The sequence below is a fragment of the Streptomyces sp. NBC_00846 genome, from assembly GCF_045207325.1.
In the GTDB taxonomy this organism is placed as follows: Bacteria; Actinomycetota; Actinomycetes; order Streptomycetales; family Streptomycetaceae; genus Streptomyces.
The window spans coordinates 5,357,280-5,372,375 of record NZ_CP108846.1 but is presented as its reverse complement, the minus strand read 5'-3'; the positions used below and the strand labels follow the sequence as shown (position 1 = coordinate 5,372,375).

Sequence of the window (15,096 nt, the reverse complement as noted above, 5' to 3'; positions counted from 1 at the left end):
GGGGAGAATTGCAGGTACCGCGTTTCGACGGACAACGGTCCTTGACTTCCTCCCCCTCGTGAACGAGGGGGATTCCTACGGCTCGCGCCGTGGGGGTTTCTGCTTCGTCGCCGACTGCCTGCCCGGAGAACTCCGTTGAGGTCTTACACCAGCTCCACAGACTGTTACCGCCAGCCCGGCGGCCAGAAGGTTCTTCGCTGCGTTCACGTCCCGGTCGTGGGTCGTTCCGCAGTCGCACGTCCAGGTACGGACGTTCAGCGGCATCTTCTCCGCGAGGGTGCCGCAGGCGGAGCACAGCTTGGACGAGGGGAACCATCGGTCGACGGCGATCACCTCGCGCCCGTACCAGGCGGCCTTGTACTCCAGCATGGAGCGGAACTCGCTCCAGCTCGCGTCCGAGATGGCTCGGGCGAGCGTGTGGTTCTTGACCATGTTGCACACGGTCAGGTCCTCGATCACGAGCGTTTGGTTTTCACGCACGAGCCGAGTGGTCAGCTTGTGGAGCAGGTCACGGCGACGGTCGGCGATCCTCGCGTGGATCTCGGCGACCTTGCGCCGGGCCTTGGCCCGGTTGGCGCCCTCGCCCCTGGCCTTGCGGGACAGTCTCCGCTGAGCTTTGGCGAGTCGGGCGCGGTCCCGGCGTTCGTGCCGGGGGTTGGCGATCTTCTCCCCGGTGGACAGGGTCAGCAGGTGGTCCAGGCCGACATCGATTCCGACCGCGCTGTCGGTGGCGGGGAGGGGCTGGACGGACGGGTCGTCACACAGCAACGAGACGAACCAGCGTCCCGCCGCGTCCTGGGAAACGGTCACCGTGGACGGCCTCGCCCCCTCGGGGAGCGGCCGGGACCACACGATGTCCAGCGGTTCGGTCATCTTCGCCAGGGTCAGCTCCCCGTCACGGAAGCGGAACCCGCTGGTGGTGTACTCCGCCGACTTCCGCGACTTCTTCCGCGACTTGAAGCGCGGGTACTTCGCCCGCTTGCCGAAGAAATTGGTGAACGCGGTCTGCAGGTGCCGCAGCGTCTGCTGGAGCGGCACCGACGAGACCTGGTTGAGGAACGCCAGCTCCTCGGTCTTCTTCCACGCCGTCAGCATCGCCGACGTTGCGTTGTAGTTGACCCGCTCCTGCCGCACCCATGCCTCCGTGCGGGCGGCGAGCGCCAGATTGTAGACCTTCCGCACGCAACCGAACGTGCGCGACAGCTCGGCTGCCTGCGCATCGGTCGGATAGAAGCGGTACTTGAACGCCCGCTTCACACAGCCCGTGGTCACGCTCACAAACTAGCGGTGCTGCGAGTTAAGATCAAATCTGCGGGTCACAGCACGGCCTTTCGCCCTGGGGGCGAAACTCCGCTCCTTGCCCTGCTCCGCAGAAGTCCGTTTCCTCCCCGCCCTGAAGGGCGGAGTATCCACGGAGGAATCCGATGAAATGGGCAATGGATGAGCAATTTCACGGCTCCGCGGTCACTGACCGCTCTCAGTAACTGCGGCAGCCGTACCGTCTGACTGCTCGCGTCGGCGAACGGCGTTCAGTTTCCGGAACTCTTACGGGCGGTTCGGGCAGGGTGGCAGGCTGTCGCGGGTGACGCCGAGCACCGTGCCGTCAGGATCGGCCGTTGCCCCGTGGAAGGTGACGAGGGCGCTCGGGCCCGGAGAGAAGCCGCCTACAGGCCGGCAAGACTCTCGTCCAAATGGCCGAGTGAACAGCCAGGTCCGGGCCGAGGATGGTGGAAACGGAGGGATGCCCACACTCCCCTGGCCCCTCCGGCCCACCATCATCAGGGAGTCCGTCATGACAGCCATCGACCCGGAAGAAGTCGCCGCTGCCGCCGCGCCCGACAGCCTCGGAAGCTACCTGGCCGAGTTGGCCCGGCCGGCTGGAGAGCACACGTCGGGCCCAGTGCGTCCCCTCGCCGGCGCCGCCCGGCGTGCGTGATCGGGCCGGAGCTGGTCTGCTGATTCCGGGGGGCCGTCCACCCGTGTCCCCGTATCCCGGAGAGATCCAGATGAGCGTCTCCAGCGTCTATCGGGCCGCGCAGGTCGCGGCCGCCGGCGGTCCGTTCGAGATTGTCGAGCGTGAGGTGCCGCGGCCGGCCCCCGGTCATGTACGGGTATCCGTGGATGCCTGCGGGGTCTGCCACAGTGACGCCTTCTTCGTGAACGACGCACTTCCGGGCGTACGGTTCCCAGTGGTCCCCGGGCATGAGATCGCCGGGCGGATCGAGGAGCTCGGCGAGGGGGCGGAGAGCGCCTGGCGGGTGGGCGACCGGGTGGCGGTGGGCTGGTTCGGCGGCAGCTGCGGCCACTGCACACCCTGCAGGCAGGGCGACTTCATGGTGTGCCGGTATCTGAAGGTGCCCGGGTGGGCGTACGACGGAGGCTACGCCGAGAAGGTGATCGCACCGGTGGACGCCCTGGCCCGGATCCCCGACGCGCTGGACGCGGTCGATGCGGCGCCCATGGGCTGCGCGGGGGTGACCACGTACAACGGTCTGCGGCGCAGCTCCGCGCGGCCGGGTGACCTGGTCGCCGTGCTCGGCATCGGCGGCCTCGGCCATCTGGGTGTGCAGTACGCGGCCGCGATGGGCTTCGAGACCGTGGCCATCGCCCGCGGAGCCGCCAAGGCCGATTTCGCCCGGGAACTCGGCGCGCACCACTACATCGACAGCACGGCGGACACCACCGTCGCGGACGCGTTGCAGGCCCTCGGCGGTGCCAAGGTCGTCCTGGCCACCGCGTCCGCGTCCGGGGCCATCACGGCGACCGTGGACGGCCTCGCGCCCCGTGGCGAGCTGGTCGTCATCGGCGCGGACTCCGAACCGCTCGGAATCAGCCCGACCCAACTGCTCATGAGCGGCAAGGTCGTCCGGGGCCACCCGTCCGGCACCGCGCAGGACGTCCAGGACACCCTAGCGTTCAGCGCCCTGCGCGGAATCCGCCCGATGACCGAGACCGTGCCGCTGGACGCGGCCGACGAGGCGTACCGGAAGATGATGTCCGGCGCCGCCCGCTTCCGGATGGTCCTCACCACCGCCTGACGCCCTGGTCCTTTGGGACTCACCCTGACCGGCTCCGCTCCTCGGTACGGGCTTCGCCGCCCGCTGGGCGGGCCGGTACGGGCCCAGAGCCCCGGAGCAGGACGACGGAGAGCACGGCGGCCCCGGCCATCGCGGCGGCGGCCCCGGCCGCGGCCATGTTCAGGGGTGGTGCCGGGATGTGCGGTCCTGAGGTCATGCCGGGAGCACAGCAGCGCCGCCGCGTACACCGCAAACACTGCCGTAGTGCACCTCCCTGCGCCTCGTACGCACGCTCACGTTCTCCGAGTTGACGGGGTGTACGGCGTTTCCGGTGCACTGGGTGCACTCGTGCAGTACGGGCGGTGCCGGGTGTCGGCACGGTCGTCGTCGAGCGTCGTGCTCCGGGGGGCGCCGGGCCGGTGAGAGGTCCTGTCCTGAGCCGTGAGCATCGTGCCCACCGCTGTCGGACTGGCCGACGCCGAAGGGCTGCCCGCGGTGTCCATGCGCCGGGTCGCAACCATGCTGTCCACCTCCACCATGGCGCTGTACCGTCATGTGCCGGGCAAAACCGAGCTGGTCCGGCTGATGTCGGACGAGGTGTTCGGTGAACGCCGGCTGGGCGCCGCGCCCCACAACTGGCGGTCCGGACCTGAACTCGCCGCCCGGTGGCTCCGGTCGGTGTACGGGCGCCATCCGTGGATGGCGCAGGCCGTGGCTTCCTTCACCCGGCCGACAGCGTCCCCGCACGCTATGCGGTACACGGAGTGGGTACTGCACGCCCTGGCCGGCACCGGGCTTCCGCCGTACACGAAGCTGCACATCCATCTCACTCTCTTCGCCCACGTCCAGGGACTTGCCATGGCCGGCGACATGGAGACTCAGGCGCGTCAGGACACCGGGCTGTCCGCCGCGGAGTGGATGGTAAGAAATGAGCCACAGTTCGACGCCATCTCGGCCAGTGGCGACCACCCGTTCCTCAACTCGCTTTTCGAACATGACGAGTTCGAGCTTGATCTCGACGAACTCTTCGAATTCGGCCTGCGAAGGACGCTGGATGACGTCGCGATGATGATCGGCGAAACGTCCGCTTAACGAACATGACCTTTACGGCAACGGACGACTTCCGGCCAATTTGTTGACGCGGTCCTGACAGAACGGTCTTCCGGCTGACACTCTTCACCCCGTTCTGCGCACTTCTCGTTCTCCCGACGGCCACCCTGCCGCCGGTACCCCCCTCGCAGAAGGAGTCCGCGTGAGATCAACGTCCAGCCGTCGTGCCACCGCGACCGGCGCCCTGATAGCCGCAGCAGCCCTCCTCGCCGTCGGAGTCCAGACCGGTACGGCCACAGCCACTCCCGGCAGCGCCACCGCCGGCGCCAACCACGGTGCCCTGGCCAAGCAGCTCACCCCGTCCCAGCGCGCCGAGCTGATCCGTGAGGCCGACGCGAGCAAGGCGGCCACGGCCAAGGAACTCGGTCTCGGTTCTCAGGAGAAGCTCGTCGTCCGGGACGTCGTCCAGGACAACGACGGCACCACGCACACGCGTTACGAGCGCACCTTCGCCGGACTTCCGGTGCTCGGTGGCGACCTGGTCGTCCAGGAGTCCAAGGCCGGCGCGACCAAGAGCGTCACCAAGGCGTCCAAGGTCACCAGCGGCCAGCTGAAGGCCGTGGACACGACGGCCGACGTCGCGCCCGCCGCGGCCGAGAAGCAGGCGCTCGGCCTCGCCAAGGCCGACGGCTCCAAGAAGACCGAGGCCGACCAGGCACCCCGCAAGGTGGTCTGGATGGCGCAGGGCAAGCCGCAGCTCGCCTACGAGACCGTCGTCGGCGGTCTCCAGGAGGACGGCACGCCCAACGAGCTGCACGTCATCACCGATGCCACCACCGGCGCGAAGCTGTACGAGTGGCAGGCGGTCGAGAACGGCGTCGGCAACACCCAGTACAGCGGCCAGGTCACCCTCGGCACCGCGCCGTCGTACACGCTGACCGACACGGGCCGGGGCAACCACAAGACGTACAACCTGAACCACGGCACCTCCGGCACCGGGACGCTGTTCACCAACTCCACGGACGTGTGGGGCAACGGCAACCCGTCGAACGCCGAGACGGCCGCCGCGGACGCCCACTACGGCGCGGCCGAGACCTGGGACTACTACAAGAACGTGCACGGCCGCACCGGTATCAAGGGTGACGGTGTCGGCGCGTACTCCCGCGTCCACTACGGCAACAACTACGTCAACGCCTTCTGGCAGGACAGCTGCTTCTGCATGACGTACGGCGACGGCAGCGGCAACGCGAAGCCGCTGACCTCGCTCGACGTGGCCGCGCACGAGATGTCGCACGGTGTCACCGCCGCCACCGCGAACCTGGTGTACAGCGGCGAATCCGGTGGCCTCAACGAGGCGACCAGCGACATCATGGCCACCGCGGTCGAGTTCTACGCCAACAACGCCACCGACAAGGGCGACTACCTCATCGGCGAGAAGATCGACATCAACGGCAACGGCACCCCGCTGCGCTACATGGACAAGCCGAGCAAGGACGGCGCGTCCAAGGACGCGTGGTACTCGGGCATCGGCAACGTCGACGTCCACTACTCCTCGGGCCCGGCGAACCACTTCTTCTACCTGCTCTCCGAGGGCAGCGGCGCCAAGGTCATCAACGGCGTCTCCTACGACTCGCCGACCTCCGACGGCCTGCCGGTGACCGGCATCGGCCGCGACAAGGCCGAGCAGATCTGGTTCAAGGCGCTCGCCACCAAGTTCACCTCCACCACCAACTACGCGGCGGCCCGCACCGGTACGCTCGCCGTGGCCGGTGAGCTGTACGGCACGACCAGCGCCGAGTACAAGGCCGTCGCCGACGCCTGGGCCGGCATCAACGTCGGCACGCGCTCTGGTGGCGGCGACCCCGGCACCGGCACGGTCTTCGAGAACACCACCTCCGTCGCCATCCCGGACCGCGGCGCGGCCGTCACCACCTCGGTCAACGTCACCGGCGTCACGGGCAACGCGCCCAGCACCCTCAAGGTGGGCGTGGACATCACCCACACCTGGCGCGGTGACCTGGTCATCGACCTCGTCGCCCCGAACGGGACGACGTACCGGCTGAAGAACTCCTCGATCTCCGACTCGGCGGACAACGTCCAGACGACGTACACGGTCAACGCCTCGGCCGTGGCGGCGAACGGCACCTGGAAGCTGAAGGTCCAGGACGTCTACTCGGGCGACACCGGAAAGATCAACAGCTTCAAGCTGACGTTCTGAACCCGTCGGCCCGCTGAACCCGCAGCCGGGTCCGGCTACTGAACGAACCGCCCGGGAGGAGCTCTCGCTTCCTCCCGGGCGGTTTCACGTGCGCGGCGGGTGCCGTGAGGCCCGGCGGACGTTACGTCAGCGCATCAGCACGCCCGCGCCGTCCCCCGCCGACTCCGTGGGCAGCGCCACCAGGCCGAGTTCCGCGCCGGTCGCCAGCAGCGGATGGGCCGGGAGCACCCGCACGGTGTAGCCGTACGGGCCGGTGCGGTCGAGGGCCAGCGGACCGTCGTACAGCCAGCGGCCCTCCAGGTCCTGGCCCCCGGCGGGCTTCAGCGGGAAGAGCTGGGCGTCCGAGATCCCATCGGCGGCGTCCACCCGGCCGGCCACCGCCTGCACCTCCACCTCGTCCGGCTCCAGCGCCCCGAGGTCGATCCGGACCCGCAGCAGCAGCGTCGACCCCAGCTCGGCCGGACCGCCCGCCGTATCGGGCGCCACCGCCTCCATGTGATCGACGGCGACGCGCGGCCAGGCGGCACGGACCCGGGCCTTCCAGTCGGCGAGCTCCCGCGCCGCGCCGGGGTCCATCGCACGCTGGGCGAGCGCGGCGGGCGCGTACAGCCGCTCCACGTACTCGGTCACCATGCGCCCCGCCAGAACCTTGGGCCCCAGCGTGCCCAGGGTGCGGCGGACCATCTCGATCCAGCGTTCGGGGAGCCCCTCGCCGCCCCGGTCGTAGAAGCGCGGCGCGATCCTGTCCTCGATCAACTCGTGGAGGGCGCCCGCCTCCAGATCGTCGCGGCGGTCCTCGTCCACGGCCAGACCGTCGGCCGTCGGGATCGCCCAGCCGAAGTCCGGCTCGAACCACTCGTCCCACCACCCGTCGAGGACCGAGAGGTTGAGGCAGCCGTTGAGCGCCGCCTTCATGCCGCTCGTACCACAGGCCTCCAGCGGGCGCAGGGGGTTGTTGAGCCAGACATCGCAGCCCGGGTAGAGCTTCTGCGCCATGGCCATCCCGTAGTCCGGCAGGAACACGATGCGGTGGCGCACCCGTGGATCGTCGGCGAACCGCACCAGCTCCCGCACCAGCCGCTTCCCGCCGTCGTCGGCGGGGTGGGCCTTGCCGGCGACGACGATCTGGATCGGGCGGGTCGGGTGGAGCAGCAGGTCCCGCAGCCGGTCGCGGTCGCGCATCATCAGCGTCAGCCGCTTGTACGAGGGCACCCGCCGGGCGAAGCCGATGGTCAGCACGTCCGGGTCCAGCACGTTGTCGATCCAGCCGAGTTCGGCGGCTTCGGCGCCCCGGTCGCGCCAGGAGGCGTAGAGCCGTGTCCGCACCTCGGTGACCAGTTGTGCGCGCAGGGACCGCCGCAGATCCCAGAGTTCCCGGTCCGGAACATCGACGGCGGAGTCCCAGCGGCCCGGTGTGCCTCCGTAGTCCTTGCGCAGCCGGAGGATCTCGGGCGCGACCCAGGTGGGCGCGTGGACGCCGTTGGTCACCGAGGTGATCGGTACCTCCGCCGCGTCGAAGCCCGGCCACAGCCCGGCGAACATCTCCCGGCTGACCGAACCGTGGAGGGTGGAGACCCCGTTGGCCCGCTGGGCCAGCCGCAGTCCCATGACCGCCATGTTGAAGAGCTCGGGTTCGCCGCCGGGGTAGGTCTCCATGCCCAGGTGCAGGACGCGTTCGACGCCGACCCCCGGGAGTTCGCCGTCGTCCCCGAAGTGCCGGGCCACGAGCTCGCGGTCGAACCGGTCGATCCCGGCGGGCACGGGCGTGTGGGTGGTGAAGATCGTGCCGGCCCGTACGGACTCCACCGCGGAGTCGAAGTCCAGCCCGGTGCAGGAGAGTTCACGGATGCGTTCGAGCCCGAGGAAGCCGGCGTGCCCCTCGTTGGTGTGGAACACCTCGGGCGCCGGATGCCCGGTGAGACGGCAGTACGTCCGTACCGCGCGTACGCCGCCGATGCCGAGGAGCATCTCCTGGAGCAGCCGGTGCTCGCTGCCGCCGCCGTACAGCCGGTCGGTCACCTCACGTTCGCCCGGTGCGTTCTCCTCCACGGCGGAGTCGAGCATCAGCAGCGGTACGCGTCCCACCTGGGCCTGCCAGATGTGGGCGTGCAGCGAACGGCCACCGGGCAGGGTGAGCACCACCCGGCTCGGGGTGCCGTCGGCTTCGCGCATCAGGGTGAGCGGCAGCTCGTTCGGATCGAGCACGGGGTAGTGCTCCTGCTGCCAGCCGTCGCGGGACAGGCTCTGGCGGAAGTAGCCGTGCCGGTAGAGCAGGCCGACCGCGACGAGGGGGACGCCGAGGTCGCTGGCGGCCTTCAGGTGGTCTCCGGCGAGGATCCCGAGTCCGCCGGAGTACTGGGGCAGAGCGGCGGTCACCCCGAACTCGGGTGAGAAATAGGCGATGGCGGCCGGCAGCTCCGTTCCCTGGGCCAGTTGCTCCTGGTACCACCTGGGTCCGTCCAGATAGTCCCGGAGGTCCGCGGACGCCTCGGTCAGCCGGTGCAGGAACTGCTCGTCGCGGGCGAGCTCGGCGAGTCGCCGGGCGGATACGGCACCGAGCAGCCGCACCGGGTCGCACTCCGCCGTCCGCCGGACCTCCGGGTCGACGGCCTGGAAGAGCTCACGGGTCTCGGTGTGCCAGGACCAGCGCAGATTGCGGGCGAGGTCGCTGAGCGGTTGAAGGGGATCGGGGAGGACGGGACGCACGGTGAATCGACGAATGGCCTTCACGTATTCCACCATTACAGGGGACGTACGAATCCGAGGGGACGCACCACGGAGTGCGCCGCTCCGTCACCCTCGGCATCAGCCGTGGGCCGCGCCCCTGTTCCGCTCCGTTTCCGCCCGGGGGCGATCTCCGCGCCCGCCCCCACCTCATCCGCACCCGGCGCCCCTCACGGCCCGTATATACACATCCACCCCGCAGGTAATGGCCGATTCCCTTCCCCCGTCCGGTCTTGTGACACCTCACGCCAAGGGGAAGGCTGCCCAGTGGCATCCGGGAAGCACCGACGAGCCCGCGCACGTGCGGCAGCGCTCGGCGCATTCAGTTCGTTACAGATACGCCCGAGTAGTTGACACACCACCGGATTGGCCTCCCGGGAATCGTGGGAAGGCTTCTCCGGTACGGAGCCCGAGTGCATCACGGGAACATGCGAATGTCGCCCGAATGCAGCATGAATACGAGGCACCCGCGGGACCGGTGTCCAGCCGGTTTACCTCCGCGAAACACATCCGCACCCAGCCATTCGAGTGCCATTCGAGTGAATGCGGACAGGAGCGGCCATGCCCACACCCCGTCAGTCGTCAACAGAGCAGCTAGAAAGGATGGACCCCATCGGTCGCGGTGCGCGAATTCCGCCCTCCGCGGTCGCGTCGCGTCCCGTTCGGTCCGAGCCCCAGTCCCCAGGTGATTCCATGATCGGTCGCATTCCCGTCCTCGACGTCCGCCCACTCGTCGACTGCGGCAGAAGGCCTGCCAAGGCCGTTGCCGGTGAGACGTTCCAGGTCACCGCGACCGTCTTCCAGGAGGGCCATGCCGCCGTCGCCGCCAATGTGGTCCTGTTGGATCCGAACGGGCGCCCCGGTCGCTGGACGCCGATGCGCGAGCTCGCCCCCGGCACCGACCGCTGGGGCGCCGATGTCACCCCGGCCTCCGAGGGCCACTGGACGTATACGGTCGAGGCCTGGAGCGATCCGGTCACCACCTGGCGGCAGCAGGCCCGGATCAAGATCCCGGCCGGGATCGACACCGCGCTCGTCCTGGCGGAGGGCGCCGAGCTGTATGAACGGGCCGCCGCGGGCGTGCCCAAGCGGGACGGGCGCGAGGCGGTGCTGGACGCGGCCGACGCCCTGCGCGACGAGTCCCGCCCGGCCGCCGCCCGGCTCGCCGCGGCGCTCGTCCCCGCGGCGCGGGCCGCGCTCGACCGTCACCCGCTGCGCGAACTGGTCACCGCGTCCCACCCACTCCCCCTGCTGGTCGAGCGCCGGCGGGCCCTGTTCGGCTCCTGGTACGAGCTGTTCCCCCGCTCGGAGGGCGCCAGGGTGGTACCGGCCAAGCCCGCCGGTACGGCGAAGAAGGGCAGAACCGGCAGGGCGGGAAAGACGGCGGTCCAGCCGGAGAGGATCATCAGCGGCACGTTCCGTACGGCCGCCGAACGGCTTCCCGCGGTCGCCGCCATGGGGTTCGACGTCGTCTATCTCCCGCCCATCCACCCCATCGGAACCACCCACCGCAAGGGCCCCGACAACTCGCTCTCCCCCGCCCCGCACGACGTGGGCGTGCCCTGGGCGATCGGTTCGGCCGAGGGCGGTCACGACGCCGTCCATCCCGAACTCGGCACGCTCGACGACTTCGATCATTTCGTCGCCACCGCCCGCACCCTGCGCATGGAGATCGCGCTGGATTTCGCGCTCCAGTGTTCCCCCGACCATCCCTGGGTCGAAAAACACCCCGAGTGGTTCCACCACCGCGCGGATGGCACGATCGCGTACGCGGAGAATCCGCCGAAGAAATACCAGGACATCTATCCGATCGCCTTCGACAAGGACCTGCTCGGCCTGGTCGAGGAGACCGGGTGCATTCTCCGTTTCTGGATGGGTCACGGGGTACGGATCTTCCGCGTCGACAATCCGCACACGAAACCGGTGATCTTCTGGGAGAAGGTGATCGCCGATATCAACCGGACCGACCCGGATGTGATCTTCCTTGCCGAGGCATTCACCCGGCCCGCAATGATGCGTACGCTCGCCGCCATCGGCTTCCAGCAGTCCTACACGTATTTCACCTGGCGCAACAGCAAGCAGGAAATCACCGACTACGTGACCGAGTTGTCGGGCGAGACCGCCTCCTACATGCGCCCCAACTTCTTCGTGAACACCCCGGACATCCTGTCGGGCTACCTCCAGGACGGGGGCCGTCCGGCCTTCGAGGCGCGGGCCGTTCTCGCCGCCACGCTCTCGCCGGCCTGGGGTGTGTACGCGGGGTACGAACTGTGCGAGAACACCCCGATCCGGCCCGGCAGCGAGGAGTACCTCCACTCGGAGAAGTATGAGATCCGGCCCAGGGACTGGGAGTCGGCGGAGCGCGAGGGCCGCTCACTGGCCCCGCTCATCACCCGTCTCAACCGCATCAGGCGCCGCCACCCGGCGCTGCAGCAACTGCGCGATGTGCACTTCCACTCCGTCGACAACGACGCGTTGATCGTCTACAGCAAGCGTTCGGGTTCGAACATCGTTCTGATGGTCGTCAACCTCGACCCGCACCACACCCACGAGGCCACGGTCTCGTTGGACATGCCGCGACTCGGCCTCGACCGGCACGAGAGCGTGCCGGTGCGCGACGAGCTCACCGGCGATACCTATCACTGGGGCAGGACCTTCTATGTGCGTCTGGAGCCGGGCGTCACGCCCGCGCACATCGTCGTCCTGCGACCGTCCCCGCCGACCGGAGGGTCACCCACACCATGATCGTCAATGAGCCCGTCCACGACCTGTTCGAGGACACCCCGGCCAAGGACCGCGATCCCGACTGGTTCAAGCGCGCCGTTTTCTACGAGGTCCTCGTCCGTTCCTTCCAGGACTCCAACGGCGACGGCATCGGCGACCTCAAGGGCATCACCGCCAAGCTGGACTATCTGCAGTGGCTGGGCGTCGACTGCCTCTGGCTGCCGCCGTTCTTCAAGTCGCCGCTGCGCGACGGCGGTTACGACGTCTCCGACTACACCGCCGTGCTCCCGGAGTTCGGCGACCTGGCCGACTTCGTGGAGTTCGTCGACGCCGCGCACCAGCGCGGCATGCGCGTGATCATCGACTTCGTCATGAACCACACGAGCGATCAGCACGAGTGGTTCCAGCAGTCCCGCACCGACCCCGACGGGCCGTACGGCGACTACTACGTCTGGGCCGACGACGACAAGCAGTTCCCGGACGCCCGGATCATCTTCGTCGACACGGAGACGTCCAACTGGACCTTCGACCCGGTGCGCAAGCAGTACTACTGGCACCGGTTCTTCTCCCACCAGCCCGATCTCAACTACGAGAACCCGGCGGTGCAGGAGGAGATCATCTCCGCGCTGCGCTTCTGGCTGGACCTCGGCATCGACGGTTTCCGCGTGGACGCCGTGCCGTACCTCTACCAGCGCGAGGGCACCAACTGCGAGAACCTCCAGGAGACCCACGACTTCCTCAAGCGGGTCCGCAAGGAGATCGACGCGCACTACCCGGACACCGTGCTGCTCGCCGAGGCCAACCAGTGGCCGGAGGACGTCGTCGACTACTTCGGCGAGTTCCCGGCCGGCGGCGACGAGTGCCACATGGCGTTCCATTTCCCGGTGATGCCACGGATCTTCATGGCCGTCCGGCGCGAGAGCCGCTACCCGGTCTCCGAAATCCTGGCGAAGACACCGGCGATCCCGAAGAACTGTCAGTGGGGCATCTTCCTGCGCAACCACGACGAGCTCACCCTCGAAATGGTCACGGACGAAGAGCGCGACTACATGTACGCGGAGTACGCCAAGGATCCGCGGATGCGGGCCAACATCGGCATCCGGCGGCGGCTCGCCCCCCTGCTGGACAACGACCGCAACCAGATCGAGCTGTTCACGGCGCTGTTGTTGTCCCTGCCCGGCTCCCCGATCCTCTACTACGGGGACGAGATCGGGATGGGCGACAACATCTGGCTGGGCGACCGGGACGCGGTCCGCACGCCGATGCAGTGGACCCCCGACCGGAACGCCGGGTTCTCCTCCAGCGACCCCGGGCGGCTCTACCTCCCCACGATCATGGATCCGGTCTACGGCTATCAAGTCACCAATGTCGAAGCGTCGATGGCGTCTCCGTCGTCACTGCTGCACTGGACGCGGCGGATGATCGAGATCCGTAAGCAGAACCCCGCCTTCGGTCTCGGTTCGTTCAGCGAACTCCCGTCCTCGAACCCCGCCGTGCTCGCCTTCACCCGGGAGCACGGGGACGATCTCGTACTGTGCGTGCACAACTTCTCGCGGTTCGCGCAGCCGACGGAGGTCGATCTGCGGTCGTTCAACGGGCGTCATCCGGTGGAGCTGATCGGCGGGGTGCGCTTCCCCGCCATCGGTGAGTGGCCCTACCTGCTGACTCTCGCCGGACACGGTTTCTACTGGTTCCGGCTGCGCGACGACGCACCGCCGAACTGACCGGGCGCCACCTCCCATCACCCACCGCGGGGCGGTTTCCGCCGCCCCGCACGGGGCGCTCTCCCCCACATCGAGCGCTTCCGGGACCTTCCGGGTCCCCGCTGGCGTTTCGAACCCTTCGAGTCGAGTCCGTACGGACCATCCTGACCCGACACGTCCCGCACAGCCGGACAGCCAATGCCGCAATCCGGGACACTCTTCGCATCCTGTGGTGTGCCCGGGGAAAGGACGCGATGCCATGTCGGAGGCTGCATCCACTCGGGTCGCCCTGGCTGACAGCACAGCTCTGCTCCCGTCTCTCGCCCCCCTGTTGCACGAATGGCTGCCCCGGCAAAGGTGGTTCGCGGGCAAGGGACAGCCGATCGCGGCCTTCTCGCTGCTGTCGGCGACCGAGATGCTGCCGGTGAACACCGGCCCGGCCCGCGCCCGCACCGGGCTGCTCCATCTGCTGGTCCGGGCCCATCAGCCGTCCATGCCAGGGCAGTCGCCGGACGACTGCTATCAAATCCTGCTCGGCGTACGGTCCGTGCTGCCGCCGCGGCTGGCGCCCGCGCTCATCGGGCACGTGACGGACGGGCCGCTCGCCGGCCGCACCGTCTACGAGGGGCTGCACGACCCGCGCCTCGCCGAACTCCTGCTGGAACGGTTCCGTGCGCCCGGCACCCTCGGCGCGCTGCGCTTCGACCGGGGCGGCGCCCCGATCGCCGCGGGGCTGGCGCCGCGACTGCTCGACACCGAGCAGTCCAACACCTCGCTCGTCTACGGAAACGCCTACATCCTCAAGATCTTCCGCCGGATCTTCCCGGGCACCAACCCCGATCTGGAACTGCCGCTCGCCCTCGCGCGCGAGGGCTGCGGACGGGTGCCCGCCCCCGTCGCCTGGTTCGAGGCCGCCGCTCCCGAGCCGCTCACCCTCGGCGTCCTGCAGCCGTTCCTGCGCGGCGCTGAGGACGGCTGGCAGCTCGCCCTGCGTGCCCTCGCCAAGGGCCTCGACTTCACCGGCGAGGCACACGCCCTCGGCAGGGCCACCGCCGAGGTCCACACCGCGCTCGCCGCCGCACTGCCGCAGCCCGCTCTGCGCCGCGCCCAGACCGAGCACCTCGCCGCCGCGATGGTGCAGCGGCTGGAGGCCGCCGCGCACGCGGTACCGGCGCTCACGCCGTACGTCCCCGGGCTGCGCACCGCCTTCGACGCGGTGGCCGCGCTGGGTCACCGGGGCCGCAACTGGGCGGCCCAACGGGTCCACGGCGATCTCCACCTCGGCCAGACGCTGCGCGCGGCCGACGGCTTCTGGTCACTGATCGACTTCGAGGGCGAACCGGCCCGGCCGCTGCCCGAGCGCCGTCGGCCGCAGCCCCCGGTGCGCGACATCGCGGGCATGCTCCGCTCCTTCGACTACGCGGCCCGCTCGCACCGCCCGTGGAACGCCGAGTGGGCGGCGCGCTGCCGGACCGCCTACTGCGAGGGGTACGCCGAGGCCGCGGGCGTCGACCCGCGCAGCGAACCGGAGCTGCTGCGCGCCCATGAGACCGACAAGGCGGTGTACGAGGTGCTGTACGAGGCACGTCACCGGCCCGACTGGCTGCCGGTCCCGATGGCGGCGATCCGCCGCCTGGCCGCGGTCGTCGCGGACTGACGG

General features: G+C 69.2%; 10 protein-coding genes. 7 read left to right on the top strand and 3 right to left on the bottom strand.

Annotation, left to right across the window (positions count from 1 at the left end; translation table 11 throughout):
• Window positions 1–75: 75 nt before the first annotated feature.
• On the bottom strand, window positions 76–1,278 hold the full coding sequence (locus OG936_RS24825) for an RNA-guided endonuclease InsQ/TnpB family protein (RefSeq protein WP_406497545.1): 1,203 nt from the start codon (window positions 1,276–1,278) through the stop codon (window positions 76–78).
• A 514-nt stretch (window positions 1,279–1,792) separates the two neighbouring features.
• Between OG936_RS24825 and OG936_RS24820 the strand changes: the two genes are divergently transcribed.
• Together OG936_RS24820 and OG936_RS24815 are read left to right on the top strand one after the other, a co-directional pair.
• Window positions 1,793–1,936 carry a hypothetical protein gene (locus tag OG936_RS24820; protein WP_406497543.1) on the top strand — a complete coding sequence of 48 codons (144 nt, stop codon included), beginning with the start codon at window positions 1,793–1,795 and terminating at the stop codon, window positions 1,934–1,936.
• Between the two features lie 70 nt (window positions 1,937–2,006).
• Complete coding sequence (locus OG936_RS24815) at window positions 2,007–3,038, top strand: alcohol dehydrogenase (protein ID WP_406497541.1); 1,032 nt, start codon at window positions 2,007–2,009, stop codon at window positions 3,036–3,038.
• A gap of 19 nt (window positions 3,039–3,057) precedes the next feature.
• Here the strand turns inward: OG936_RS24815 and OG936_RS24810 are convergent, their stop codons facing one another.
• Window positions 3,058–3,234 (bottom strand): hypothetical protein, encoded by a 177-nt coding sequence (locus OG936_RS24810; protein ID WP_406497539.1) that lies wholly within the window; start codon window positions 3,232–3,234, stop codon window positions 3,058–3,060.
• 224 nt (window positions 3,235–3,458) lie between these two features.
• On the opposite strand from OG936_RS24810, the gene OG936_RS24805 reads away from it, so the two are divergent.
• The gene (locus tag OG936_RS24805) at window positions 3,459–4,109 is read left to right on the top strand and encodes a TetR/AcrR family transcriptional regulator C-terminal domain-containing protein (protein ID WP_406497537.1); all 651 of its coding nucleotides are present in this window, start codon (window positions 3,459–3,461) and stop codon (window positions 4,107–4,109) included.
• 160 nt (window positions 4,110–4,269) lie between these two features.
• Window positions 4,270–6,285 carry a M4 family metallopeptidase gene (locus OG936_RS24800; RefSeq protein ID WP_406497536.1) on the top strand — a complete coding sequence of 672 codons (2,016 nt, stop codon included), beginning with the start codon at window positions 4,270–4,272 and terminating at the stop codon, window positions 6,283–6,285.
• Between the two features lie 126 nt (window positions 6,286–6,411).
• On the opposite strand, the gene glgP is transcribed toward OG936_RS24800, so the two are convergent.
• Window positions 6,412–9,015 (bottom strand): alpha-glucan family phosphorylase, encoded by a 2,604-nt coding sequence (gene glgP, locus OG936_RS24795; protein ID WP_406497535.1) that lies wholly within the window; start codon window positions 9,013–9,015, stop codon window positions 6,412–6,414.
• Between the two features lie 687 nt (window positions 9,016–9,702).
• Between glgP and OG936_RS24790 the strand changes: the two genes are divergently transcribed.
• The 3 genes from OG936_RS24790 (at window position 9,703) to OG936_RS24780 (ending at window position 15,093) form a co-directional block, all read left to right on the top strand.
• A complete protein-coding gene (locus tag OG936_RS24790; RefSeq protein WP_406497534.1) occupies window positions 9,703–11,754 on the top strand; it encodes an alpha-1,4-glucan--maltose-1-phosphate maltosyltransferase in 2,052 nt (683 codons plus the stop codon).
• Complete coding sequence (gene treS / locus OG936_RS24785; protein ID WP_406497532.1) at window positions 11,751–13,457, top strand: maltose alpha-D-glucosyltransferase; 1,707 nt, start codon at window positions 11,751–11,753, stop codon at window positions 13,455–13,457. Before OG936_RS24790 ends, treS begins: the two co-directional genes overlap by 4 nt.
• Before the next feature lie 238 nt (window positions 13,458–13,695).
• A complete protein-coding gene (locus OG936_RS24780) occupies window positions 13,696–15,093 on the top strand; it encodes a maltokinase N-terminal cap-like domain-containing protein (RefSeq protein ID WP_406497531.1) in 1,398 nt (465 codons plus the stop codon).
• Window positions 15,094–15,096 lie beyond the last annotated feature (3 nt).

Excerpts from the sequence above, each read along its gene's own strand:
- OG936_RS24790 (WP_406497534.1), top strand. The coding sequence starts at position 9,703 with ATGATCGGTCGCATTCCCGTCCTCGACGTCCGCCCACTCGTCGACTGC.
- OG936_RS24815 (WP_406497541.1), top strand. The coding sequence starts at position 2,007 with ATGAGCGTCTCCAGCGTCTATCGGGCCGCGCAGGTCGCGGCCGCCGGC.
- treS (WP_406497532.1), top strand. The coding sequence starts at position 11,751 with ATGATCGTCAATGAGCCCGTCCACGACCTGTTCGAGGACACCCCGGCC.
- OG936_RS24820 (WP_406497543.1), top strand. The coding sequence starts at position 1,793 with ATGACAGCCATCGACCCGGAAGAAGTCGCCGCTGCCGCCGCGCCCGAC.
- OG936_RS24810 (WP_406497539.1), bottom strand. The coding sequence starts at position 3,234 with ATGACCTCAGGACCGCACATCCCGGCACCACCCCTGAACATGGCCGCG.
- OG936_RS24780 (WP_406497531.1), top strand. The coding sequence starts at position 13,696 with ATGTCGGAGGCTGCATCCACTCGGGTCGCCCTGGCTGACAGCACAGCT.